Here is a 24,753-nt window from a genome sequence, read left to right as displayed (position 1 = left end):
ATATGACAACATTTTTACAACCACCGCCCCAGCGCAGGAACAGCCTGAGCAAAGGCATTTTACTTGGCTCCTGTCTTTTGCTGTTTGGCACAAATGTGCTCGCTAGCTCAACCGGACCTATGGCTTATCTTCAGCAAGCCAGCCGACAGGCAAAAGTAACAGTAAGAGGGAAAGTGGTAGACCAAACTGATGGTTCTGTGATGCCTGGTGTTACGGTGTTTGTCAATAACCAGGCCGTAGGTATGTCCAATGCAGACGGTTCGTTCCAGGTAAGTGTAGAGACTGGCTCAATCCTCTCCTTTACCTTTATTGGTTATCAGCAATATAAAATTACAATTACTAAACCTGAAGAAAACCTTACTATTAGATTAGCAACTGACGCTACCCAAATTAACGAGGTAGTGGTTACAGCCTTGGGTATTACCCGTGAAGAAAAAGCCCTAGGGTATTCCACAACCACGGTACAAGGAGAAAGCTTAACTGAGGCTATGCCGAATAACTGGACAGATGCTTTAACTGGCAGGGTTGCCGGTCTAAACATGGTAAAGTCTGGCGGTGGCCCTACAGGCTCCAATAAAATCATTCTGCGGGGTGAGAATGACTTAGGTGGTTCAAGTGAAGCATTGATTGTGGTGGATGGAGTAATTATCAATGGCGGTAGTGGCCGTGCAACTGGTTCCGGAAGCACAGCCTACCTGCAAGGCGATAGCCCCGTTGACTTTGGAACAAACTTAAATGACATCAACCCAGAAGACATTGAAAGTGTAACAGTTCTGAAAGGACCAGGTGCCACTGCACTATATGGCTCAAGAGGGGCAAACGGTGCAATCATCATTACCACCAAAGATGGGAAGCCAAGAGTTAAAGGATTAGGGGTTTCCTTTAATTCTAACTTTTCTTTAGAAACCATCAACCGCTGGCCAGATTACCAATATGAGTATGGGCAGGGAGACGAAGGAGTTAATTATTACTCTTACAACAATACCCTAGATGGAAATAGCACACGCAGTACCAGTTCTGCCTGGGGTGCCAAATTTGATGGGCAAATGTTCTTCCAATATGATCCGGCAACGCAAACAACCGGTACAGAGCGCACCCCCTGGATACCTTATAAAGATAGCCGTAAAGACTTCTTCCAGACAGGAAAGACCTTCACCAATACAGTTACACTAGATGGTGGTACTGCCAAGACATCTGTCCGTTTTTCACTGACCAATGTTTCCAATGACTGGATAATTCCTAACACTGGATATGACAGGAATACAGTGGCTTTATCTTTAAATCAGAACGTATCAGATAAGCTCAGAATTTCCAGCAAAATAAACTACACCAACAAATACAGTGACAACTTACCCTCAACAGGGTACAACAACCAATCTATTATGTATTGGGCCACTTTGCAGGTTCCTAATGGCAACGTTGATTGGTACAAAGATTACTGGAAGCCTGGACAAGAAGGAATTCTTCAAAATTACCCTTACAGCAGCTTGATTGACAATCCTTACCTGATTGCCTATGAGATGCTGAATAAATCCAACCGTCACTCCATTACAGGTAACATCCAAGCTACTTATAATTTCACCAAAGAACTGAGTTTGATGGTGCGTACTGCCCTGGACTTTGGCTATGAGCAACGTTCACAACGCCGCCCTAAGGACACCGAGAAATTTAAAGAGGGTATGTACCGTGAGCAGAACATCTTCTCCCAAGAAATGAATTCTGACTTTTTGCTGAGATACGGCAGAAATCTGGGAGACAGATTTGAAGTCTCTGCCTCTTTGGGCGGTAGCAAAACCAAGAACCGATATGTTAGGGATGAATCAAGAGCTGATAGATTAGTTTTCCCACAAGTATTTAATCTTGCTAATAGCCGCGATGTTCTTTTGAGTTACCCTTACCGTTCTGATGTGGAGATGAATGGTATCTATGGACTGACAACCGTTGGATTTGATGATTGGCTGTTCTTGGATCTGACTCTCCGGAAAGACTGGTCAAGCACCTTGGCTGCAAGAGGAAAAGACATACCAGAAATTAAGCCCTATCCCTCTGTAAGTGTGAGTACCGTTTTATCTGAGGTGCTCCCTATGCCTACTTCAATCTCCCTGTTAAAACTGCGCGGTTCTTGGGCAGAAGTAGGAAGTGGCGGAATGAACCCTTACTATACAGCTTTTGCCTATGAAATTGCATCTGGTTTTCCTTCAGGATTGTCAAATCCTAGTGCAATACCAAATGAGAATCTATTACCACTGAGAACAGAAAGCGTTGAGTTTGGTTTAGATGCCCGTTTCTTCAAAAGCAGAATAGGGCTTGACGTTGCCGTTTACCGGAACAACACAAGAGACCAGATCTTACGAGTACCTATTGACAGATCTTCCGGCGCTAACTACCAGATCTTGAACGCCGGATTGGTGAGAAACCAAGGAATTGAGATTCAGGCCAACGGTTCTCCTCTTAAAAACAAAAACGGGTTAAACTGGAATATTTTTGCTACTTATTCAGCAAACCGAAACTCTGTTATAGAACTTTCTGACAGCCTAACTACATACCAACTACAACGAGGACCAGGAGGACGTGGATCTGTGGAAGCAACTCCGGGTGGCACCATGGGTGATATCTATGGCAGAGGGTACCTTCGTGCACCAGACGGCCAGATCATCTATGAGAATGGCTACCCTTTGTTAACCAATGACATCATGTACTTAGGAAATACAGTACCAAAATGGAAAGGGAGTATTGGCAATGAATTCAGATATAAGCAATTCCGTCTGAATATCTTGGTTGATGGATCATTTGGTGCCAAAGCCTATTCACTTACTCATTCTACCTTGGCAGAGCAAGGAAAAACCAAAAACACTTTGCCAGGTCGCTATAATGGAATTATTGGCAATGGGGTAATCCAGAATGGAGATGGTTCTTTCAGACCTAATGATGTAGTGGCAGAGAACATCTGGACATATTACACTGCTCACTTTGGCCGTGATAACATAGAAGGAAACCTGTTCAGTACAGACTTCATCAAATTACGCGAAGTTCGTCTTGATTATACTTTACCAAGCAGCGTTATCTCCAAATTCAAAATAGAGAAAGCCTCTATTGGGATTTATGGCAGAAACCTTTGGATCATCTCAGACTGGCCTGCCTTTGACCCTGAATTCGGAACATTGAACAATGGTACTATTGATGCAGGCTATGAATTAGGTCAGTTCCCCTCTACCATGACCACAGGGGTAAACCTGAACATTAGTTTCTAAAACTCAGACAGAAATGAAAAAGATAAAATTAATAGCGCTCTCTCTTCTCACGGTAGTTGGCATGTCTACGCTCAACTCCTGTACAGAGGATTTTGAGGAACTGAATACTAACCCAAATACCAGCCCGTTTGCCATGCCAGAGTCTTTGCTGGCCCCTGCGTTAACAGACTTGGTAAAACGCAACTTAGACCGGGCGCTGCGTCTGAACAATGAACTTATGCAGGTGCATGTAGCCCGTTCAGATAATGATGAAATTCACCGGTATGTGGTTCGGTCTGCAGAAGCAGACTACATGTGGAACAACTGGTACACCCAGATCACAGATTTCAAAGATATCTACAATAGTGCAGAGGTGTTATCCAGAACCTACCCAGCCCAAGGTTACCATAAGGCTTTTATGGGTGTAGGGTTAATCTGCGAGGTTTGGGCTTTTTCACTGTTAACAGATATGTATGGTGACATTCCTTATTTTAACGCCAACAAGGTAAAAGAGGGGATTTTAATGCCTGGCTTTGACAAACAAGAAGCTATCTATTCTGATTTATTCAGAAAGCTTGAAGAAGCCAATACGCTTTTATCTACAACTAACGCAGACTTCCCTTCTGAGTTAAAACCATTAGACCCCTTGTATAATGGTAATGCAGCTAACTGGCGTAAATTTGGAAACTCCTTGTATCTACGTTTACTATTAAGAGTATCTGGCAAACCAGATAAGGTAGTAAACAATGAGATGACAGCGGCTGAAAAAATAGGACAGATGGTTGATGGCAGCCCTGCTACTTATCCTATCATTTCAACTAATGCAGAGTCTGCTATTTTGCGATTCACTGGCACCGCCCCTTATCAATCTCCTTTCCAGACTGTACGGGATGCTGACTGGAATTCTGCCCAAAACCTAGCTGAGTTTTTTGTAAACAACTTAAATGAGTGGGGCGACCCACGTATTACCCTTTGGGCAACTTTGAGAGAAGGCCGTTATGCAGGAATTCAGAGCGGTTATGAAACAGGCAAAATACCTGCTGCCCAGTCTTCCTATCTTCCTGCTTTAAGAACTAACCCTTTGCTTGGGAATATCCTGAACTATCCTGAGGTACAACTTATATTGGCAGAGGCTGCGCTCAAAGGATATATTACAGGTAGCCCTAAAACTTACTATGAAACTGGCGCTACCAATGGCATCACCCTTTGGGGGCTAACTGTACCTGCTGCTTATTTAGCAAATGAAGAGGTAAAATGGGAAGAGAGTTATGAATTCGAAAAGAAGATGGACTTGATCCACCTTCAGAAATACTACGCCCTCTTCTTTACTGATTTCCAACAATGGTATGAGTACCGCAGAACAGGGCACCCGGTTCTACCTATAGGTCTTGGTGTACGGAACAATGGTCAAATGCCTTCTCGTCTTAATTATCCGCTGTATGTTCAGAGTCTTAACCGTGAGAATTATTTAAAGGCGGTGGCAGACCAAGGGCCAGATGATATCAACACTAAAGTGTGGTGGCAACAATAGACCTTGCAAATATTTTTTGGATCAATTGAAAATCCATCATTAACATTCATATTAAAATGGAAAACAAGATATTCCAGCTTTTCGCTTTCATTCTGGGAGCACTAGCCCTCTCTTCCTGCCTGGAAGAAGATGAAAATAATGCCATTGGGCAGCCAAGCCCTTATATGTCTGTGGCAGATGTAAGGGCGCTTTATAGAGGAGAAGATGTGCAATTAACTACAGATAAAATGGGAGGAGCCCATCAAGTGGTAGGAGTTGTCATTTCTGATCCGGCATCAGGCAATTTCCCAACGGGTCAGGTTGTCATTCAGAACAGCAGGAGAAGGCTAACCAGGGGAGTTATTCTAGACTTTGGTTCTACCACTGCTCCATTTGTCATGGGCGATTCCATTGTGGTAAATACAGAAGGTGCCACCTTAACGAGTATAAACGGTGCGTTGCAGATTAAAGGACTTTCACTAGCCGGTGTAACAAAAGCTAAATCTGGAATAGAAGTTACACCCCGGGTAGTAAACCTGGAAGCGCTAACCACTAAGCCAGGTGATTATGAAGGCACATTAGTGAGAATTGTAGCCGGTAACGCCACGCCTACTCCTGGCCGCTCTGCTAAATACAGTGGTGACAAAAAGTTAACCGATGGTAATGGCAACAACATCATTCTGCATACAGACCCAAATGCCTCTTTCGCAAATGAAAGACTCTGGGCAAGCGCCACTTATACTGGCGTACCATTGATGGGGATGGATCCGCAGACGCAGGAACCTACCATAACTTTAAGGCTGCGTAGCATCAACGACGTCATGGATGCCAGTGGGCCTATTTATCTTGGTTTCCCAGAAAGCTTTGAGAATCCTAGCGTAGATAAACCAAGCTACAACATGGTCAACGGTGATAGAGGCGTATGGGACAACACCATTGATTTTACTACCGGCTCTTGGAAACTATACAATTCAATTCTTGGCCCTACCTCTAACCGCGACAGATTTACCGGTAAGCAGGGCATCAGGATGAACCAAAACTTGGCAGCCGCATCAAGTCCTTATACACAGATGAATTTTGACGTGCCTGACGGAGCTTCTAAGGTGACCTATATTTATGGTGCCTACTACACAGATGCTTCCAGCACCTGGTGGATTGAGTATTCGCAAGACCAAGGCCAAACCTGGACTCAAATAGGCCCCACCATGACAGAAGCCGGTAACTGGACAAAAACTGCCACTATTTTAATGGATATTTCTGGCCCAGTGAGGTTTAGGTTATTTAAGAAAGGCTTAGGTCCTACTTCGCTTCCAGCCATTGCTAATGGCCGGTTCTCCTTTGATGATTTTGCCATCTACTCTAACGCAGATTAACCTTTGAAGGGAGTGCGCCTACATTAAGTAGCCACTCCCTTATTTCTTAAAGACGCAAAACCTACACCTTCCACTTAGAAAAGTGTAGCGCTATTCTGGTAACTAATAAAAGCATCGCTAATTATTATTCTACATCCAATCATCTAGAATGAGGTCTACACATTGAGACCTCATTCTAGATGATTGGATGTAGAATAACTCAAAACAATAGTCCTGTACAATTGACGCATGTAGGCAGCAAAAAGATACTCCCTCTATATCTAAATTCACTATTCATTATCACAGTTATGAATAAAATTAAATACACCTTTCTTTTCCTCCTGTTTGCGCTGGCAGCTTGCAAAGCTGAAGATGAGCCAATAAAAAATGAAGGTGTAATCCCTCTTGCTACTCCGGTGAATGATTTGATTTTCACTAATCTCAACCAAGTAGGCAACTCCCTGTCCTCTCCTGTAATCATGGACAGATTGACATCAATGATAGATGCAGCGCCAGAGAAGTCATCTTTGCACCTAAGTATTTTTGGTTTCACTCACAAAGGAATCATTAGTGCCCTTAAAAGAGCCAGTGAAAGAGGTGTAAACTTGCACCTCATGGTAGACATGAGCCGGGAAGAAACCCAAGAGGAAAACCCTCCTACCATTGCCGAACTGAGAAGCTTTCTAAAGCCTAATTCGGAGGTTGTAGTAGTTACCAGTGATGCCGGAGGCTCTTCCATCAACCACAACAAATTCGTAATTTTCTCAGAGGTAAAAACACCAGATAGCAAAGCCGAGAATATCATTTTCCAAACCTCCCACAACTTCACAGAAGCAGATACCAAGAAGATACAGGAAGCCACCGTTCTTTCCAACAAAGGTCTATATGAAGCCTATCTCAGCTACTGGAATGACATGAAAGTCAGAGCTGTCAGCGGCATGAAAAACTTTGAGTACCGTGAGTTTGAAGACCTCAACGCAGGCATCAAAGCTTATTTCTTCCCTAAAAGAAAAGCGGGTAAAAACTACGGAACAGATACCATAATAGACATCCTTAGCCAAATTACAGAACCCTCTACCGCCCTTATTAGAGTAGGTATGTCTGACTGGAGCGCTGCCCGTATGAATGTGGTAGCCAAGCTGGAAACCTTGCTTGACCAAGGTGCTACAGTAGAGGTAATAGCCAAAAGCAGTGCCGCGCCAGAAATACAGACCGCATTAGAAAACCTTAAACGGAAAGGCGCCTACATCAAAATCTACAACATCAGCCTGTCTAATCAAGCCAAGATTAACAACCATGCCAAGTTCATGCTCATCAAAGGCAAAGTCAACGGTGCGCAATCTACCCTTGTAGTAACTGGCACGCACAACTACACCGGCAATACGGTTTATTATAACAATGAAGTAATCCTCTTATTCAAGAACAACGCCTCCTTCTTTGAATCTTTTATGAGCTACTACAATGAGATGAAGAAGCTCCCTGGTATTCAAAGATGATACTTCTGCTTTCGGCGTATTTTGGCCAAAGCAGCCCGATAACAGAAGTATCACCCAAATCCTTTCACCGCTTAAACTTGACGAATCAACGCTTTTATGAAATCCTCCCGCAGAATAGTAAGTTGTATCATTTTCCTTTGTCTTTGGGGCTGGCAGGCTTCAGCGGCAAGCCCCTCCCCTGCTGCAACAGATAAAGAAGCTCAAACCAAAGCCACCCTTGCCTTGATCAAACGCGTGCTGCCTAAACACGCAGATCAGTTTCAGATTGCCTTCATTCCCAAAGAAGGCGAGAACGATGTGTTTGAGGTGGAAAACGGGAACGGCAAAATCATGCTGCGCGGAAACAACGGCGTGTCTGTAGCCAGCGCCCTGCATCATTACCTGAAAACCTACACCAACGCCCACATTTCCTGGAACGGCTCTAACCTGAACCTCCCTAAGAAACTACCCTCCGTCACGCAGAAAGAACGCAAAGTCACCCCGTACAAATACCGTTATTACCTGAACTATTGCACCTTCAACTACACCATGAGCTGGTGGGACTGGAAACGCTGGCAGTGGGAGATTGACTGGATGGCCATGAACGGCATCAACATGCCCTTGGCGGTCACCGGCCAGAACTCCATCTGGGACAGGGTCTACAAAAAACTGGGCTTCACGGACAAAGACCTGGCCTCCTTCTACAGCGGCCCCGCCTACTTCAACTGGTTCTGGATGGGCAACCTGGACGGCTGGGGCGGTCCGCTGCCGCAATCGTTCATGAAGCGCCACGAGGAACTGCAGAAACAGATTCTGGCGCAGGAACGCGCCCTGGGCATGACCCCTATCCTGCCCGCGTTCACGGGGCACGTGCCTCCGGCTTTCAAAGACAAATTCCCTCAGGCTAAACTGAAGAAAACCACCTGGCAGGGCTTCAACGAGGTCTACATCCTGGACCCCGATGATCCCATGTTCACCTCCATCGGGAAGGAGTTTATTCAGGAAGAGATCAACACCTTCGGGACGGACCATTTCTATTCCGCCGATACCTTCAATGAGAACACTCCGCCCACCAATGACTCTACCTACCTGAACGACATCAGCAAGAAAGTCTATCAGTCTATGGCGGCGGTAGACCCCAAAGCCACCTGGATCATGCAGGGCTGGATGTTCTCTTACTCGGCTAAGTTCTGGCAACCCACCCAGATTCAGGCCTTGCTCAACGCCGTGCCAAATGATAAGATGATTGTGCTGGATCTCTACAGCGAAAGCAAACCCGTCTGGAACCGCACCGATGCCTATTATGGTAAGCCCTGGATCTGGTGCATGCTCCACAACTTTGGCGGCAACGTGAGTATGTACGGCCGCATGAACAGCGTGGCCAACGGCCCGGCCAACGCTTTGCAAGACCCAAAATCGGGCAACATGCTGGGCATCGGGTTAACGCCTGAGGCCATTGAGCAAAACCCGGTCATGTATGAACTCATGCTGGAAAACGTCTGGCGCAATACGCCCATCGGCTTAGATTCCTGGCTTCCTAACTACGCCCAGAGACGCTACGGCCAGAAAAACGCCGCCGCCGAGAAAGCCTGGGAGATCTTACGCGCTACCGTATACAACGGAGCCATCAAATCGGGCGGTCCCGAGTCTATCATCACCGGCCGACCTACCTTCAACAAGAAAAACCGCTGGACCGATACTGATAAAGCCTATCGGCCCGCTGATTTGATTCCGGCCTGGGAAGCGCTCCTGTCCGCCTCCAAAGACCTGAAGAACAGCGAAGGTTTCAAGTACGATCTGGTAGACGTGACCCGCCAGGTGCTCGCCAATTACGCCGACACCCTGCAACAGCAGTTCGCCCTGGACTACAAAAACAAAGACACCGTGGCGTTCAGGAAACGCAGCCAGCAGTTCCTGATGGTCATCGAAGACATGGACAAGTTGCTGGGCACGCACCAAGACTTTCTGTTGGGCCGCTGGCTGAATGCCGCGAAAGGCTGGGGCAAAACCGAGGCGGAGAAAAAGCTGTTCGAGCAGAACGCCCGCAACCTCATCACCCTCTGGGGTGACAAAAACAGCGTGCTGCATGACTACTCCTGCCGGCAGTGGGCCGGTATGCTCACCGGGTTCTACAAGCCCCGCTGGAGCCGCTTCTTCACCCACGTCAACGCCGCCCTGGCCCAGGGGAAAACCATGAGCCAAAAAGAGTTCGACGAGCAAAGCAAAGACTGGGAATGGCAGTGGGTGAACGGAAGCGAATCGTATCCCGACAAACCCAAGGGCAACCCGCTGGAAGCAGCCGCCAACCTCTACCAGAAGTACCAGCCCCTGCTGAAAGGACAGTACGCCCTGCTCTAAAAGATGCCTTTGAAGCGAAAGACGGTGAGCGCCGATATGCTTACCCGGTTTTTGACCCTTTTTCTGAAAACAGCCCGAAAACTGATATGACTCCTGCCGTCTTTCCTTCACTGCTTAACACGTCCTCCGGTCTCGAAACGAAGCGAGCCGCCTACTTTGGCATGAACGCCCGAACTCTTCACCTGAGCAAAGGAACAGCCATCAACCCTGCAGACGACTCATCTAACAAACCAGCTATGAATCCCCTGCACAAACCCACGGAAAAACCCGTGACCGTTACGCCTCCAGACGAAGCAAAGGAATCATCTCTTCCGGATACTGTGCCGAAGGAAAACAAGCAGCACCAGTTCCCCAACCTTGACCTGACCACCCGAGGGGCTACCTGAAAAAACTCAACCCTGTTCCCGGAAGACGACTTTCACCACCACTGAATGCCTGCATCATTTTCTACCGCTCAGCCGGCCTTGCAGGAAGGAATATACATCACACTGTTTCAGGAGGCATTTCCTGAAAACGGCCCCAGAACAGTCAGGATGCGATTTGTCGCCTTTTGAGTTAACCCTAAAACGAAGTTCAATAAGTACTAGTCCCCTTTTTTGAATCAATGAAAAGAAGAACCTTTCTCCAGAGCCTTGCTTTATTTTCGGGCGGTCTGGTCTTAGCTGGCCCCAGTGTCTTCGCCAGAAACAAAAAGGCCGCGCAAACCCTTACAGGTACCGTGAAAGCCAGAGGCAAGAAACTAGCCAAGGTGGTGGTGTCAGACGGTTTCTCCGTGGTGCAAACCAACAAGCGCGGCCAGTTTGAACTGCCGGTGAATGATCGGGCCAAGTTTGTCTTTGTCTCCATTCCGGCAGGGTACGAGTTTCCGCAGGAGAAAGGATTGGCCCGGCATTATCTGCCTATTACCGCCGGCAAAGCCAACAAATATGATTTTGAGCTGCAACCGCTGAGCAAAGACGACTCCAAACACTCGTTCATTGTGTGGGCAGATCCGCAGGTGAAAGATGCCAAAGACGTGGCCCTCATGATGCAGGACTCCGTGCCCGATGCCCAGAAACTGGTGCAGAGCATGGGCAAAGACGCGCTGGTGCACGGCATTGGCGTGGGCGATCTGGTTTGGGACAACCACAAACTCTTCCCGGACTACAGCAAGGCCGTGGGCGCCATCGGGGTTCCGTTCTTCCAAGCCTTGGGCAACCATGATATGGACTACCGCCTGGGCGGCGACGAAACCTCAGACGCCACTTTCCAGAAGATCTTCGGGCCTACCTACTACTCGTTCAACCGTGGCAAAGCCCATTACATTGTGCTGGATGATGTGCGGTATCTGGGCAAGGAGCGCGAGTATGACGGCCACCTCAATGAGCAGCAACTAGCCTGGATCAAGCAGGACCTGAGCTTCGTGCCGAAGGACCACTTGGTGATCATCAGCGCGCACATTCCCATCTCCAGTGCCGTGAAGAACCGGGAAGACCTGTTTGCGCTGCTGAAGGGCTATCAGGTACACATCATGACCGGACATACGCACACCAACTACAACATGCTGCGCGAAGGCGTGTATGAGCACGTGCACGGCACGGTGTGCGGCGCTTGGTGGTCGGGCACCATTTGCACAGACGGTACGCCCAACGGCTACGGCGTGTATGAGGTAGACGGTAACCAGCTCCAGTGGTACTACAAATCAACGGGCAAAGACCGGGCGCACCAGATCAGCCTGGACATTGAGAAGCTCACCGGCCAGAACCGCTTCATCGCCAACGTCTGGAACTGGGACCCCGCCTGGAAAGTGGAGTGGTACGCCGACGGCAAGGCCATGGGTACGCTGCAAAACACCAAAGGCTATGACCCCGAGGCGGTGCGCACCATGAAGGGCGATAAACTGCCCGCCCGCCGCGCCTTCGCCGAGCCCGCCAGAACCGAGCACCTCTTCATGGGCCACTTCGGGCCCGAGGTGAAACAGGTAAAAGTGGTCGCCACTGACCGCTTCGGGAACCAGTTTGAGGCGGTTTCGGCCTCGGCCTAAAGCTTTGCGTTTAGGGGCTTTTTTCGGAAAAGAGCCCCTAAACGGAAATTATTGAACTCGAGCGTAGCAGGCGGATGCTTAAATCAGGAATGCGTAAACCCACCCCTACCCCTCCGAGGAGAGGATTTTCCCGATTACTCGTGCAGATGCTCCCCTCTTGGGAGGGGTAGGGGTGGGTAACGCTTGATGGTTCATCTCCCCATTTTTGGCTTGTTTTTGAAAAAACAGCCGCTAAACGCAACGTCACATCTGGCAGGGTTACCGGGCAAGGTGCCCCGCCAGCAGTACCGCTACCTTCACCGGTAGTTTCTCACAAGCAGCATTACAAAAATGAAATTTAAACTTTTCCTCTGGGCGGTCGTCCTGTTTTCCTTTGGGTTAGGACAAGCACGGGCGCAGCAAAACACCAAGCAGATTCTGGTCCAGACCGACAAAGTCACGCTGGCATTTACCGTGGGCAAAAACCAGAAGTTGTACCAAAGCTATTTAGGCCCCAAACTCGGCAACGCCCAGGACAACGGCCAACTCTCCGGCACCAAGCATGAGGCGTACGCGCCTTCGGGCACCGACAATCTTTTTGAACCCGCCATTAGGGTGCTGCACAATGACGGCAACCCCTCTTTGGAGCTGAAGTATGCGCAACATACCGCCCAGCAGCCCGAGGCCAACGTGACGCAGACGGCCATTCACCTGAAAGACCCCAAGTACCCCGTGGAGGTGATTCTGCACTTCAGCGCGTACCAGAAGGAGAACATCATCAAGGCCTGGACCGAGATCAAGCACAAAGAAAAGAAGCCGGTGGTGCTGGGCAACTTCGCCTCGGCGATGCTACACTTTGACGCGCCCAATTACTGGCTCTCGCAGTTTCACGGTGATTGGGCCGGCGAGATGCAGTTGCAGGAACATCAGCTTACCAGCGGCATCAAGGTCATTGACAGCAAGCTGGGCACCCGCGCCCATAAATTCCAGAGCCCTACGTTTCTGCTGTCGTTGGACAAACCGGCCGGTGAAAACCACGGCGAGGTCATTGCCGGTACGCTGGCGTGGTCGGGGAATTTTCAGTTTGCCTTTGAGCTGGACGAGCAGAACAGCCTGCGCGTGCTGGCGGGCATGAACCCCCACGCCTCAGAATACCACTTGCCCGCCAACAAAGCCTTCGTGACACCCGCTTTCATTTTCACCTACAGCCAGCAGGGCAAAGGCGAAGCCAGCCGAAGCTTCCACCGCTGGGCCCGCAACTACGGCATTCTGGACGGGAACAAGCCGCGCCTCACGCTGCTCAACAACTGGGAAGCCACGTACTTTGACTTCGACCAGCATAAACTGGTGGGCCTCTTTGACGGCGCTGCCCAATTGGGCGTAGATTTGTTTTTGCTGGACGATGGCTGGTTCGGGAACAAGTATCCGCGCAACGCCGCCAACGCCGGCCTAGGCGACTGGCAGGAAAACAAAACCAAACTTCCCAGCGGAATAGGTTATCTGGTGGAGGAAGCCGAAAAGAAAGGCGTGAAGTTTGGCATCTGGCTGGAGCCCGAAATGGTGAACCCCAAAAGCGAACTCTACGAGAAGCACCCCGACTGGATTCTGAAACTGCCCAACCGCGACGAGCATTACCAGCGCAACCAGCTCATTCTGGACCTCACCAATCCCAAAGTGCAGGACTTCATCTTCAAACTGGTAGATGATCTGCTCACCAAAAATCCGCGGCTGGCTTACATCAAGTGGGACTGCAACCGCACGTTCACCAACGCCTTTTCGCCCAACCTCAAGGTACAGTCGCATTTGCCCATTGATTACGTGAACAGCCTATACAAAACGCTGGCCAGAATACGGCAGAAGCACCCGCACCTGCCCATCATGCTCTGCTCCGGCGGCGGCGGACGGGTAGACTACGGCGCCCTTCCCTACTTCACGGAGTTCTGGCCCAGTGACAACACCGATGGTTTGGAGCGCATCTTCATCCAGTGGGGCTACTCGCAGTTCTTCCCGGCGGTGGCTATGTCGGCGCACGTGACCAGCTGGGGCAAGCAGACTGTGAAGTTCAGGACCGATGTGGCCATGATGGGCAAACTGGGCTATGACATTCAGGTGAGTGAGTTCAATGAGAAAGAGTTGCAGTTCAGCAAGCAGGCCGTGGCCAATTACAAAAAGCTGAGTGACGTGATTTGGTTCGGCGACCAGTACCGCTTGGTGTCGCCGTACGAGGAGAAGCGCGCCGTACTCCTATACGTGAACGAGGCCCAGAGCAAAGCCGTGCTGTTCTCCTACAACCTGCAAACCCGCCACCGTGACCGCTTCACGCCTGTTCGGATGCAAGGTCTGCACCCGCAGAAGCAGTACCTGGTGCAGGAAACCAACCTTATGCCCGATACTAAATCATCGTTCGCGGCCAACGGCAAAACCTACTCCGGCGATTACCTAATGAAAGTGGGCATTGCCGTGTCGCCTACCACCGCGCTCACCAGCGCCGTGTTTGAAATCACCGAGAAACCTTAATCCGCCAAGTTCGGTGACCTGAAAAGTCTCCGAGCCTGGCTCTAGAAAGTATTACCCGCTATACTCAGCAAACCATGAACAAAACCTTTTCCGCTCTTTTACTTGGGGCCACCTTGCTGGCCGGTTGCAAAAGCTCCCAATCCCTGAGTCAGTTACCGCCGCTGCCCACCTTTGACACCGAAGGCCACCGCGGCGCCCGCGGCTTACTCGCCGAGAACTCCATCCTGGCCATGCGCAAAGCCATTGACCTGGGCGTGACCACCATTGAAATGGACTGCCACATCACTAAAGACGGCCAGGTGGTAGTGACCCATGACCCGCACATCAACCCGTTGTACGCCCGCACTCCAGACGGCCAGGACATCCCCAAGGAAGACGCCAAGAAGTACGTGGTTTACCAGATGACTTATGACCAGGTGAAAGCCTTTGAGCTGGGTACCAAACCTTATTCCAACTTCCCGCAGCAGCAACGCGTGAAGACCTATATTCCGCGCCTCGCGGATCTGATTGATTCAGTGCAGACATATCTGAAGACTACCGGCAAACCGCAGGTGTTCTACAACATTGAGGTGAAGTCTAAAATTGTCGGCGACAACAAACTGCACCCGGCCTCTGAGGAGTTTGTAAAAGCGATGATGCAGGTGATTGAGAAGAAAGGTATTGCGCCGTACGTCATCATCCAGTCGTTTGATTTGCGCCCTTTGCAGATTTTGCACAAGAAGTACCCGCACATGAGAACCTCCTTCCTGGTGGACAACAAGAAGACCGTGGCCGAAAACCTGACCGAACTGGGCTTTACGCCGGTGGTGTACAGCCCCAGCGCGAAACTAGTCACGGCCGAGCTGGTGAAGCAATGCCATGACCGCGGCATCAAAGTTGTTCCCTGGACGGTGAACACCGCCGAGGAGATTGCCCGCATCAAGGCCTTGGGCGTAGACGGCATCATTTCTGATTACCCTAACCTGTTCTTCCAGCAATAATGTAGTGGGTGCGTTTAGGGTCTCTTTTTAGAAAAACGGCTCCTAAACGCATTTCCCGGCTTTTCACTCTCACCGCATTTAAACCCAACCCTACCATGAAACTGAAATTCGCTTTTGCGGCCGCCCTTTGCGCTTTGTTCGCGGGTTTCCAGGCGCAGGCCCAAACCACCGCTGCCAAGTATGACAGCACCTACCGCCCGGCGGCCTATGACCTGAAAGTAGCCCAGTTCAAGTCCTACCCCAATTCTCCCAATGACATTATTTTCCTGGGCAACAGCCTCACCGCCAACACTGACTGGGCCGAGCTCCTGGGCATGCCCAACGTGAAGAACCGCGGCATCTCCGGCGACATCACGTATGGCGTGCTGGAGCGCCTGGACGAGGTCATTGAAGGCAAACCGGCCAAAGTGTTCATCCTCATCGGGATCAATGACATTTCGCGCAACGTGCCAGACCAGCTGATTCTGGGCAACTACCAGAAGATGATCTCGCGCATCAAGGCCGGTTCTCCCAAAACCAAGATTTACTTCCAGACCCTGCTGCCCACCAATGAATCGTTTGGCAAGTTCAAGAACCACTACCACAAAGAGGAGCACATTCTGTGGGTGAACAACGCCCTGAAGGAGCTGGCCAAGAAAGAGAAGATCGAGCTGATTGACTTATATCCCAACTTCCTGGATGCGAATAAGAAGCTGGTGAAAGAATACACCCATGACGGGCTGCACCTCACAGTGGCCGGTTACCAGAAATGGGTAGAAGTCCTGAAAAAAGGCAATTACCTGAAGTAAATCTCGTCCTTGCGTTTAGGGGCTATTTTCAGAAAACAGCCCCTAAACGCAATTAGCTGGGTAGACATCTACGAGTTGGTTCTGCGGCTTGCATGCAAGGCGCGCTTGTGGGCCCCGCGAACACAGACGACAAAACAAAAAAGGCGGCTCTTTGCAGAATCGCCTTTTTCTATATTGGAACAGGAGCCGCTTACGCGTTGGTCGCCTCGCCCTGTAATACTCTTACCATGGTCTCGCCGATCTCGGCAGGAGAGTCTACCACGTGGATGCCGTTCTCACGCATAATGCGCATTTTAGCGGCGGCAGTGTCATCGGCGCCGCCGATGATGGCACCGGCGTGGCCCATTCTACGTCCGGCCGGAGCGGTTTGGCCCGCGATGAAACCAACTACTGGCTTTTTGTTGCCAGTGGAACGGATGTACTCCGCGGCCACGGCCTCGTAGTTACCGCCAATCTCGCCAATCATCACAATGGCATCGGTCTCCGGGTCTTCCATCAACAGTTCCACCGCGTTTTTAGTAGGCGTCCCGATGATCGGGTCACCCCCGATACCAATGGCGGTAGAGATACCCAGACCAGCTTTCACAATCTGATCGGCGGCCTCATAGGTCAACGTACCGGACTTGGAAACGATCCCGATTCTACCTGGCTTGAACACGAAACCGGGCATGATGCCCACTTTCGCTTCGCCTGGCGTGATCACGCCCGGGCAGTTCGGCCCGATCAGGGTAACTGCTTTGTTCTTGATGTAGTTTTTAGCGGCAACCATGTCTTTCACCGGAATACCCTCGGTGATGCACACAATCACTTCAATACCGGCATCGGCGGCTTCCATGATGGCATCAGCGGCAAACGCGGGTGGCACGAAAATGATGGATACGTTGGCTTGGGCTTTCTGTACGGCCTCGGCCACGGTGTTGAACACCGGACGGTCTAAGTGGGTAGAACCGCCTTTGCCCGGGGTTACGCCACCTACTACGTTGGTGCCATACTCAATCATCTGCTGTGCGTGGAAAGAACCCTCTGAGCCGGTGAAGCCCTGCACAATCACTTTGGAATCTTTATTTACTAAAACACTCATGTGTAGTGGATTATGTGAAAGATGTACGCTCTCGTTAAAACTGTACGCAAAAATAGGCTTTTTTGCCGCGCATCCAAACTAAGAATCTGCTTTAAGTTCCTAGCAATTGGCTCTCTAATCCCATTGTATTTGATCAGAAGTCCAGCTTTATCTGACTGTTAAGCTCGCCACTACTGTTTCTCTGGAACAGCAGGGAGAGCCTTCCTTTCAAAGATTTTCTCCGTGTAAAAAAGGCCGTCCATTACCTGGGGCAACCTCATACTCATCTCTCTATAACCAAACGGACGGGCAATCAGATGCGCTTGCAGCCAATCAGGCAGGTCTTGTCTATTCAGATCCAGAAACAAGAAAGGCTGTTTCGTCTGGCCTAAGGCATACTCAATGCTGTTCTCCTTGTGCTTCTTTATCTTGATTAGAGGAAAGAATAACAGTTTGCCTATTTTCCCTTCATATCCAGTAAACCCAAGGTGGTAGTATTTCTCACCATAAGACTTTTTTAAATAGTCACCTAACCTTAGGTTTTGCTGGTAGAAGTCACTCTCAATGTTGGTACCAGCATAGGTAAGATGCGAAGAGGCTGCCCACACTATTACTTTCTTATCCTTATAAAGATCATTGCGAAGGAAATGCAGGTTGCTCCCCATTTGCTCGTCCCTCCTTTGCCGGGAAGAGAACTTACGGGTAATTTCCACGAGGGTGCTGCGGCAGAACTGCTGCCAGAAAAGGTCTTCCTGGGAGACTATCTTGTTTGCTTCTACCCTGCTGGTTACTCTCTTCAGAATACCGGATATGGTTTGATGCAAAACCAGGGTATCCTGAGGACTTGGTTTTGTGTGATAATCAGAGATTTTAATCGCCTTTTCCAGGGCTGTGCTGAACTCCAGCCACTGTGCGGTATCTTTCAGTGCTTCTGATTTCGTGCTCTGCAGATATGCTCTAAGGTCACTGGGTAGATTTTCTCGGGAATAAACACCCGAGAATTTGCAGTCAATCCCGGCCATAATCAATGGGTAATCTGTGTTTTTCTGCTGGTCAATGTACTTGAAGAGTTCCTCTGTTTCAGCAGATATCCAGAAAGGATAGATAGACTTTCGGGCGGCAGCAATGGCTGGCTTTCCGTTCTGGATCTCCTGCCAGGCTTTGTAACAGTCATAGAACCCGCTTTCAAAAGCTATCACACCATACCCAAGTTCCTGGTGCAGAAACTTGACCAGCCTGGTCTTCGCCTGGAAAGTGCTGCCATCATAGTGCGTCTGTTCTCCCAAGCCGATTACCTCGGTATCTTTCAGTACAGATTTAAGCGGAAGTAAATCTGTATAATCTTCATTAGAAGGATTCATATCATGGACAGCAATCGTATTCTCTTTGATATAAGCCACTCTTTGGGCAGTGTCTTGGGCCATTGAGGGGAACCACCAATTCACCAATGCCGTGCACAACAGTAGCTGTAGGATGAACCGATTCTTTAACCGCTGTCCAGATTTCCCAAACTGAATCTTCATTTTAAAAACTCTTTCTAATGGTCATCCAGACATGCATAATGGCGTATCCGTACCGTGTATGATTTACTTATTTTGGAGCGAAGGTTTCTTTGATAAGATGATAGGTCTCTACCTTTCCCTGATTTGGATTCTACTGTTGCCTGCCTCATCCAATTCAATACTTTTATCATACCCTTCTCCGAAGTAGCTCAGTTCATTTAGAGCTATGACCTGCCCGTTTACCCGCATGCTTTGTATTCCGAGCTCTTTGATGCTACTACCTGAGAATGTCAACAAGACTTTTTCAGTACCCGCTGGAAATTTGAACGCTTGTCCCACGTCCATTTTCCCAGAGAGGATGGCAGCATGATAGCCAAGGACCTTTTTATCTCCGTTCAAGAAAAGGACACCTAAAACAACCCCCTCACCAGACAGAGACGTGCCAGAGGGAACAAACGATCCGTTTAGTGACACGGTGACCTCCCCCTTGCTTGCTATTTTTCTTATCAAATCAGGTGACATATTGAGGTTGAGCGAGAACATCCTTAGTGGTGTCTTGGGTTTGGTCCGTAGCTTGGGGGTAGACTTCCGCACAAAAAGCAAGGCATCAAAGGCTGAAGCGAGATTGTTAACTTTTGCAGAGGAATTATTAGATCCTACAAGTACACCAAAGGTCATATCAAGTGGGCTAGCAAAATACTTGCTGATACTTCGCGTGGCGGTGAGCTCCAGAAAACCAAACGGTGCTTTTACTATTCCTCCTAGTATATCTCCTACTTTCGTCTTTTTCTTGATAACGGCAACATCACCATCATCGTCGCCGGCCCAATAAGTGCCAGATTGGGCTTCAGTACAAATGGCGTAATACTTCTTTCCATAGGTACTGTCTAACTGCCCGCCCAAATACGGCCCAAAGCCAGAAAGTGATTGGTAACCAATCTTTTTCTCTAAGTGGGCATTGTGCGCATATACGATCAGTTTCGCCCGGGGCCTCTCCTTCAACACCCATTGGATGTTTGAAAGCATTGCTTCATCCCTAAACTGCCGGGTAGACCATTTTTGCAGCAGGTAATTGTCATAGAAGAATCTGATGGCCAGGTCCAGAGTGCCCACGCTCTGAAGAAGCCACCGCTGCCTAGCATCAAGTTTCGCTGATGAGGCTTGGTGCTGTAGCGCCTGCTGTAACTGCGCCGTCCTGGAAAGCACAGAGGCCATTGTGTTCCTTTTTGCGTAGTCCTCAAACATAGACTCTGGTAAGACCGAGATTTCCGATAGGAGTTGAACCGTTTCCTCCGGCAAGTTAACTTTCAGCTCACGGCACAGCCGAAGGGCATCATAAGCAGCCCCACGCGGCGACATGGCATCGGCTCCCAGCATCCACACCCTTTCTTCTACGGGTAGTTTCTCATTGTGCGAACGCACCCACTCGGCCAGTCTCCTAAATTCCTCTTCCACCAACGGGTTAGGTTGATGGCGCATCAGCCGGATGACGGTTTCTGCCTCACCCTTTCCATAAACCACATAATCGTTCAGCGAGCGGGTATCATAGAAGTTCGCCTCAGCCAAAACGATACAATTGAAGCCCTGTTTCAGAATCAGTTCTTTGGAAAGCAGGGAGAACATCCGCTCAAATTCTGCTGTCCCGTGAGTGGCTTCCCCCAGGCCCACAATCGTTTTGTCCTTTAGCTTCTCCAAGAAGGCACTGGGAAGGGCTGCGGAAGAATCTGAGAAAGGAATAAAATATTGCTGGATTTCCTGCTCTACTCTTTTGGGGTATTGGCATACGGCAGTATGGGCAAAAAGCAAAAGCACTAAAAGCAGAGGATAGCACTTGATAAGCAATCTGTGAGTTGACGTTAAATTCATTTACACCTTTTATGGTAGAAAGCTATTCCACAAATCCTCTTACAATCAGTGATTTTCAGTTATAATGATAAGCGAAATACTGCCAAAATCCGCTATCCCTGAAAAACTAATTTTAGGCCTTTTTTCTGAAAAACAGCCTCAAAACGAATTGTACCACCTCTTCAGTTTTATTCAGTTCACGCTCCATATATATATACTTCCCCTTATTAAATAAATACTCTGTAAACACATCTGCCGCCCCTCCGTTAACTACACCAGAAACAACTGCCACCGGCAACGGTTGATAGTACCAAACCCCGCGAAACATGAAGATTGGATATCCTTGCGTAAACGAAACCCTGGACTGCAGCTCGTCTACCACCTTCCGGTTGGCGTCTTACAGTGAGGAGCGGCTGGTGCAGACCGTGGAGAAGAACCTGGCCTGCCTGCGGCGGATTCTGGAGTACAACCTGGAGCACGGGTTCCTGTTCTTCCGGATGAGCTCGGAGCTGGTGCCGTTCGCCAGCCATGAAATCAACACCTACAACTGGCAGCAGCACTTCCAGATGACGTTCCGGCGCCTGGGCGATTTCGTGAAGAAACATAACATGCGCATCTCCATGCACCCAGACCAGTTTGTGGTGCTCAACTCGCCAGATGAACGCATTGTGCGCAACAGCATCGCGGAGCTGGTCTACCAGGCCACGGTCATGGATTTGATGGGACTGGACTCCACCGCCAAACTGCAGATCCATGCCGGCGGCGTGTACGGCGACAAGCCATCGGCGCTCAAGCGCTTCATCCAGACCTACCAGACCTTGCCCGACATTGTGAAAGCGCGGCTGGTGGTGGAGAACGATGACCGCCTCTACAGCCTGAGAGACTGCCTGGAACTGAACGCCGAGACCGGAATTCCCATCCTGTTTGACAATTTCCACCACGAGTGCCTGAACAACAATGAGCCCATGGCAGAGGCCCTGCAACTGGCTTCCGGCACCTGGCACCCAGAGAAAGACGGCGTGCTCATGATGGACTACAGCTCCCAGAGCCCCGGTGAGCGGAAGGGCAAGCACATCACCAGCATTGAGACGGATCTGTTCCGGGAGTTTCTCACGCATCTGAACGGCCTGGAGGTAGACATCATGCTGGAGATCAAAGACAAAGAGGCCAGCTGCCTGCGGGCGCGGCAGGTACTGGAAGAACTAGCCCTGGTGTGATATATTTTTGGCCCCCTTTTCAGAAAACAGACGTAGAACGTACCAGACTCACACTTAAATAGAAAAACCATTGTCAGACCCTTTTATTCTCACCTGAAACGCTGACGTAGATTTACCATCCCCCATGAAATTTCTAGTACAGCCCTTCTCTTACTGCACGCTCCTGCTTATGGTCCTTTTCTCCGCCGGTTGCCAATCAGACTCAGATTCCTCTGCCACGCCAACGGCAGTCATCACCAGAAAAGTGGTGCTGGACGGAATTCCGTCAGCCTCGGGCATAGAGCGCGTGGGCGATTTCTTCTACGTGATCGGGGATGATTCTCCGTATCTGTTCCGATTGGATTCCACGTTCAAGGTGGTGCAGAAAGTACCGCTTTTCACGCCCGGCCCGCTGGCCGAAGGCCGCATCCCCAAACCGGTAAAACCCGATCTGGAGGCCATCACGCTGGTCACCCTGGAAGGGCAGCCGTGCCTGCTGATCATCGGTTCCGGCTCCACCCCGGCCCGCAACACGGGCTACCTGGTGCCGGTTACCCGCAACGGCGTGGGCAAACCCATTATGGTACCGCTGCAGACGCTCTATTCCCAGTTGCGCGCAGACAAAAACATTACCGGCGAGGCTGCTTTGAACATTGAAGGCCTGGCGGCCGATGAAGAATACCTGTACCTGCTGCAGCGGTTCGCGCCGGGCGGCCAGAACGTGCTCATCACCTACACGCTTTCCTCCATCACGCCTTTCCTGCTGGGCCGGGGGGCGGCGCCTAAACCGTCTGGCCTGCAGCAATGGGCTCTTCCGGACCTGGCGAAGATCAAAACCGGATTCTCGGGGATGACCTCGGCGCTGGGCGGCCAGATGCTCTTCACGGCCTCGGCAGAGGAAACCCCCAATGCCGTGCTGGACGGCGAGGTCTATGGCAGTCTGGTAGGCTTGCTGCAGGCCCATCCGCACAGCTCTCCGCAACCCGTAACACCCGAGGTGGTGGTGCCCATCACCCAAAAAGATGGCAGCAGCTACAAAAGCAAGATTGAATCTATCTGCGTCTTAGACAAGCACCGCCATAGCCTGGAGGCCGTGGCCGTGGCCGACAACGACAATGGTTTCTCAGAACTGGTGGTTCTGACGTTTACCTGGTAACCCCGGAGCTCCCAGAAAAGGCAAAGGGCTGCGGAAACTTATTCCGCAGCCCTTTGCCTTTTGCTATTTTGGAGGATTACCGCAGACGAACGCGCATTTTCTTCCAGTAAACGGTAGTGGCCGTTTTCACTTCTACCAGGTACGTGCCCGTTCTGAGTTTCCCGATGTTCACCGGGGCGGCCAGCGTATGGTCTCCGGCCGGAATGGGTTTGGTGTACAAGACCTTTCCGGCATAGTTGGTCAGTTCCAGCACCCCGTCTTCGGTCATGTCCTGCTGAAAGGAGAGCAGGAACACATCGTTTTTCTTGTCTTCGGGGAAAAGGTCAATGCCTGACAGGGTCTCGCGCCGAACCGGGGTTCCTTTGGCGGGCGTGGCCATGGCCAGCACGGGTGTTTTCTGTATTGGATTAGGTTTATTCTGTGCTTGTAACGGGAGACCAGTGATGACTAAAATCCCTGCCATTACCAAGGCACCAACTGCGTTGAATTTCATTTCCATACGGGATAAGTTTGAAAGGTGGTTTGGGTACCGCTGCTGCGGTAAAATGCCTATTACATATACCGTTCCAAAGTTGAGACTCCGCAGAAAAATTTAATCCAGCAGTTTCTTCTTCGCCTCCGGCAGCACCCGTTGCGCCCATTGCTGGTGCATGAGGCCGCTATAGTGCAATCCGTCAGGAGCCACCAACGCCGGTGATTCCCTTGCCTGCAACGACAGCTCATATATGTCTACCACCGTGATGCCCGCCGCACCCGCCTCGGCTTTGATCACCTCATTGAATTTCTTGATCTGAGTACTGATGGAGGCCTGATCCCGGCTCGCGCCGAAGGGAGTGGCTCCCCAGTCTGGAATGGTGAGCACCACCACGTTTTTGGGGTCTTTCTGGCCCAGCGTGGTGCTGAGCGACAACAACTCCCTGAACTGTGCCCGGAATTCTTCCAGACTGCGGCCCTGGTACTGGTTGTTCACCCCAATCATCAACGACACCAACCCAAAACCTCCGTCCAGTTTCTCGGCTTTTACCCGCTGGAGGAGATCGGCGGTCGTCCAGCCGGTTTGGGCAATGATGCGGGGCTCGCCCACGGCATTCCCTTCCTGCGCCAGCATGTTCGCCAAATACACGGGCCAGCGCTCCGTTGCCGGCACACTCTGCCCGATGGTATAGGAATCGCCCAGTGCCAGATAGGTGGCCGAGGCAGACGGTGAAGCCGGAATCTTAGGAGTTGGCACATTTTCCGCCTCCTCGGTATCAGCGGTAGAACACCCTCCCAGAAACAGAATACCCGCATACAACAAAACCAACTTGAAGAGAAGACGCATATCGATAGAAATCATGAACGGCAGCAGAACTCCCTGCTCCACCACTCACCTACGCAACAACCCCCTTCTTTGGATTGTTCAATCACGTTGGATCAAGGTGTGCAGGGAGCCGCAAGGATTGTTAGTGAGAATATAAAAGCAAACCCACCCCTACCCCTCCCAGGAGGGGAATTTTCTCATCAGTCAACTCTTAAGCACGTCCGCAGGACGTTACAGGCATTGCAGTAGAGCAAGTAGTAATCCGTAACCTGCGCTTCCCCTGCGGAGGGCCGCCTGCGTAGCCCGAAGCAAAGGGAAGCGCAAGTAGTAGCGCTTAAAAACCGCAGTGGCCCACGCTTCCTATGCAACAGAAGGCTTTCACCAGGTGTCATGATTATTGAAGAAAAGACTGTCTGAGCGTCAGCGAGTTTCTTTTCTTCATGATTCTTTTGGTTACTTTTCTCATCCAGGAGAAAAGTGAC

Annotated in this window: 17 protein-coding genes; 12 read left to right on the top strand and 5 right to left on the bottom strand. The window is 50.2% G+C overall.

The annotated features are described in order from the left end of the window. Positions 1 to 2: 2 nt before the first annotated feature. From H7U12_RS04265 to H7U12_RS04220, 10 genes are all read left to right on the top strand, one after another. Complete coding sequence (locus H7U12_RS04265) at positions 3 to 3,251, top strand: SusC/RagA family TonB-linked outer membrane protein (protein WP_186633447.1); 3,249 nt, start codon at positions 3 to 5, stop codon at positions 3,249 to 3,251. A gap of 13 nt (positions 3,252 to 3,264) precedes the next feature. Continuing rightward, a complete protein-coding gene (locus tag H7U12_RS04260) occupies positions 3,265 to 4,761 on the top strand; it encodes a SusD/RagB family nutrient-binding outer membrane lipoprotein (protein ID WP_186633443.1) in 1,497 nt (498 codons plus the stop codon). Positions 4,762 to 4,817: 56 nt separating this feature from the next. Further along, on the top strand, positions 4,818 to 6,113 hold the full coding sequence (locus tag H7U12_RS04255; protein ID WP_186633440.1) for a DUF5689 domain-containing protein: 1,296 nt from the start codon (positions 4,818 to 4,820) through the stop codon (positions 6,111 to 6,113). Positions 6,114 to 6,400: 287 nt separating this feature from the next. Next, positions 6,401 to 7,588: a phospholipase D-like domain-containing protein gene (locus H7U12_RS04250; protein ID WP_186633437.1), complete on the top strand. Its 1,188-nt coding sequence runs from the start codon at positions 6,401 to 6,403 to the stop codon at positions 7,586 to 7,588. A gap of 222 nt (positions 7,589 to 7,810) precedes the next feature. Then, positions 7,811 to 9,925 carry an alpha-N-acetylglucosaminidase gene (locus H7U12_RS04245; protein WP_241749116.1) on the top strand — a complete coding sequence of 705 codons (2,115 nt, stop codon included), beginning with the start codon at positions 7,811 to 7,813 and terminating at the stop codon, positions 9,923 to 9,925. A gap of 161 nt (positions 9,926 to 10,086) precedes the next feature. After that, a complete protein-coding gene (locus tag H7U12_RS04240) occupies positions 10,087 to 10,311 on the top strand; it encodes a hypothetical protein (RefSeq protein WP_206683869.1) in 225 nt (74 codons plus the stop codon). 218 nt (positions 10,312 to 10,529) lie between these two features. After that, positions 10,530 to 11,948 carry a calcineurin-like phosphoesterase C-terminal domain-containing protein gene (locus H7U12_RS04235; protein WP_186633429.1) on the top strand — a complete coding sequence of 473 codons (1,419 nt, stop codon included), beginning with the start codon at positions 10,530 to 10,532 and terminating at the stop codon, positions 11,946 to 11,948. Positions 11,949 to 12,278: 330 nt separating this feature from the next. After that, a complete protein-coding gene (locus tag H7U12_RS04230; RefSeq protein WP_186633426.1) occupies positions 12,279 to 14,444 on the top strand; it encodes an alpha-galactosidase in 2,166 nt (721 codons plus the stop codon). 74 nt (positions 14,445 to 14,518) lie between these two features. Beyond that, complete coding sequence (locus H7U12_RS04225; protein ID WP_186633423.1) at positions 14,519 to 15,424, top strand: glycerophosphodiester phosphodiesterase family protein; 906 nt, start codon at positions 14,519 to 14,521, stop codon at positions 15,422 to 15,424. A gap of 95 nt (positions 15,425 to 15,519) precedes the next feature. Further along, positions 15,520 to 16,212 (top strand): GDSL-type esterase/lipase family protein, encoded by a 693-nt coding sequence (locus H7U12_RS04220; protein WP_186633420.1) that lies wholly within the window; start codon positions 15,520 to 15,522, stop codon positions 16,210 to 16,212. Between the two features lie 190 nt (positions 16,213 to 16,402). Here H7U12_RS04220 and sucD read toward each other — a convergent pair whose 3' ends face one another. The 3 genes from sucD to H7U12_RS04205 all read right to left on the bottom strand — a co-directional run bounded on the left by sucD (position 16,403) and on the right by H7U12_RS04205 (position 20,640). After that, entirely contained in the window at positions 16,403 to 17,293 is an 891-nt protein-coding gene (gene sucD / locus H7U12_RS04215) for a succinate--CoA ligase subunit alpha (RefSeq protein ID WP_186633417.1), read from the bottom strand. Between the two features lie 170 nt (positions 17,294 to 17,463). After that, positions 17,464 to 18,696, bottom strand: a complete 1,233-nt coding sequence (locus tag H7U12_RS04210) for an erythromycin esterase family protein (RefSeq protein ID WP_186633414.1) — start codon at positions 18,694 to 18,696, stop codon at positions 17,464 to 17,466. Between the two features lie 207 nt (positions 18,697 to 18,903). Continuing rightward, a complete protein-coding gene (locus H7U12_RS04205) occupies positions 18,904 to 20,640 on the bottom strand; it encodes an erythromycin esterase family protein (RefSeq protein ID WP_186633411.1) in 1,737 nt (578 codons plus the stop codon). 305 nt (positions 20,641 to 20,945) lie between these two features. Here H7U12_RS04205 and uvsE point away from each other — a divergent pair, with 305 nt between their 5' ends. Next, complete coding sequence (uvsE, locus tag H7U12_RS04200) at positions 20,946 to 21,836, top strand: UV DNA damage repair endonuclease UvsE (protein WP_186633409.1); 891 nt, start codon at positions 20,946 to 20,948, stop codon at positions 21,834 to 21,836. Between the two features lie 124 nt (positions 21,837 to 21,960). Next, a complete protein-coding gene (locus tag H7U12_RS04195; RefSeq protein ID WP_186633406.1) occupies positions 21,961 to 22,971 on the top strand; it encodes a DUF6929 family protein in 1,011 nt (336 codons plus the stop codon). Positions 22,972 to 23,047: 76 nt separating this feature from the next. Here the strand turns inward: H7U12_RS04195 and H7U12_RS04190 are convergent, their stop codons facing one another. Further along, entirely contained in the window at positions 23,048 to 23,470 is a 423-nt protein-coding gene (locus tag H7U12_RS04190) for an immunoglobulin domain-containing family protein (protein WP_186633403.1), read from the bottom strand. A gap of 93 nt (positions 23,471 to 23,563) precedes the next feature. Beyond that, positions 23,564 to 24,307: an SGNH/GDSL hydrolase family protein gene (locus tag H7U12_RS04185; protein ID WP_186633400.1), complete on the bottom strand. Its 744-nt coding sequence runs from the start codon at positions 24,305 to 24,307 to the stop codon at positions 23,564 to 23,566. Positions 24,308 to 24,753: the final 446 nt, after the last annotated feature.

It is taken from the genome of Rufibacter sediminis (assembly GCF_014269285.1).
Classification (GTDB): domain Bacteria; phylum Bacteroidota; class Bacteroidia; order Cytophagales; family Hymenobacteraceae; genus Nibribacter; species Nibribacter sediminis.
This window is presented reverse-complemented; position numbering and strand designations above follow the sequence as displayed.

Excerpts from the sequence above, each read along its gene's own strand:
- H7U12_RS04265 (WP_186633447.1), top strand. The coding sequence starts at position 3 with ATGACAACATTTTTACAACCACCGCCCCAGCGCAGGAACAGCCTGAGC.
- H7U12_RS04260 (WP_186633443.1), top strand. The coding sequence starts at position 3,265 with ATGAAAAAGATAAAATTAATAGCGCTCTCTCTTCTCACGGTAGTTGGC.
- H7U12_RS04255 (WP_186633440.1), top strand. The coding sequence starts at position 4,818 with ATGGAAAACAAGATATTCCAGCTTTTCGCTTTCATTCTGGGAGCACTA.
- H7U12_RS04250 (WP_186633437.1), top strand. The coding sequence starts at position 6,401 with ATGAATAAAATTAAATACACCTTTCTTTTCCTCCTGTTTGCGCTGGCA.
- H7U12_RS04240 (WP_206683869.1), top strand. The coding sequence starts at position 10,087 with ATGAACGCCCGAACTCTTCACCTGAGCAAAGGAACAGCCATCAACCCT.
- H7U12_RS04235 (WP_186633429.1), top strand. The coding sequence starts at position 10,530 with ATGAAAAGAAGAACCTTTCTCCAGAGCCTTGCTTTATTTTCGGGCGGT.
- H7U12_RS04230 (WP_186633426.1), top strand. The coding sequence starts at position 12,279 with ATGAAATTTAAACTTTTCCTCTGGGCGGTCGTCCTGTTTTCCTTTGGG.
- H7U12_RS04225 (WP_186633423.1), top strand. The coding sequence starts at position 14,519 with ATGAACAAAACCTTTTCCGCTCTTTTACTTGGGGCCACCTTGCTGGCC.
- H7U12_RS04220 (WP_186633420.1), top strand. The coding sequence starts at position 15,520 with ATGAAACTGAAATTCGCTTTTGCGGCCGCCCTTTGCGCTTTGTTCGCG.
- sucD (WP_186633417.1), bottom strand. The coding sequence starts at position 17,293 with ATGAGTGTTTTAGTAAATAAAGATTCCAAAGTGATTGTGCAGGGCTTC.
- H7U12_RS04210 (WP_186633414.1), bottom strand. The coding sequence starts at position 18,696 with ATGGCCCAAGACACTGCCCAAAGAGTGGCTTATATCAAAGAGAATACG.
- H7U12_RS04205 (WP_186633411.1), bottom strand. The coding sequence starts at position 20,640 with ATGAATTTAACGTCAACTCACAGATTGCTTATCAAGTGCTATCCTCTG.
- uvsE (WP_186633409.1), top strand. The coding sequence starts at position 20,946 with ATGAAGATTGGATATCCTTGCGTAAACGAAACCCTGGACTGCAGCTCG.
- H7U12_RS04195 (WP_186633406.1), top strand. The coding sequence starts at position 21,961 with ATGAAATTTCTAGTACAGCCCTTCTCTTACTGCACGCTCCTGCTTATG.
- H7U12_RS04190 (WP_186633403.1), bottom strand. The coding sequence starts at position 23,470 with ATGGAAATGAAATTCAACGCAGTTGGTGCCTTGGTAATGGCAGGGATT.
- H7U12_RS04185 (WP_186633400.1), bottom strand. The coding sequence starts at position 24,307 with ATGATTTCTATCGATATGCGTCTTCTCTTCAAGTTGGTTTTGTTGTAT.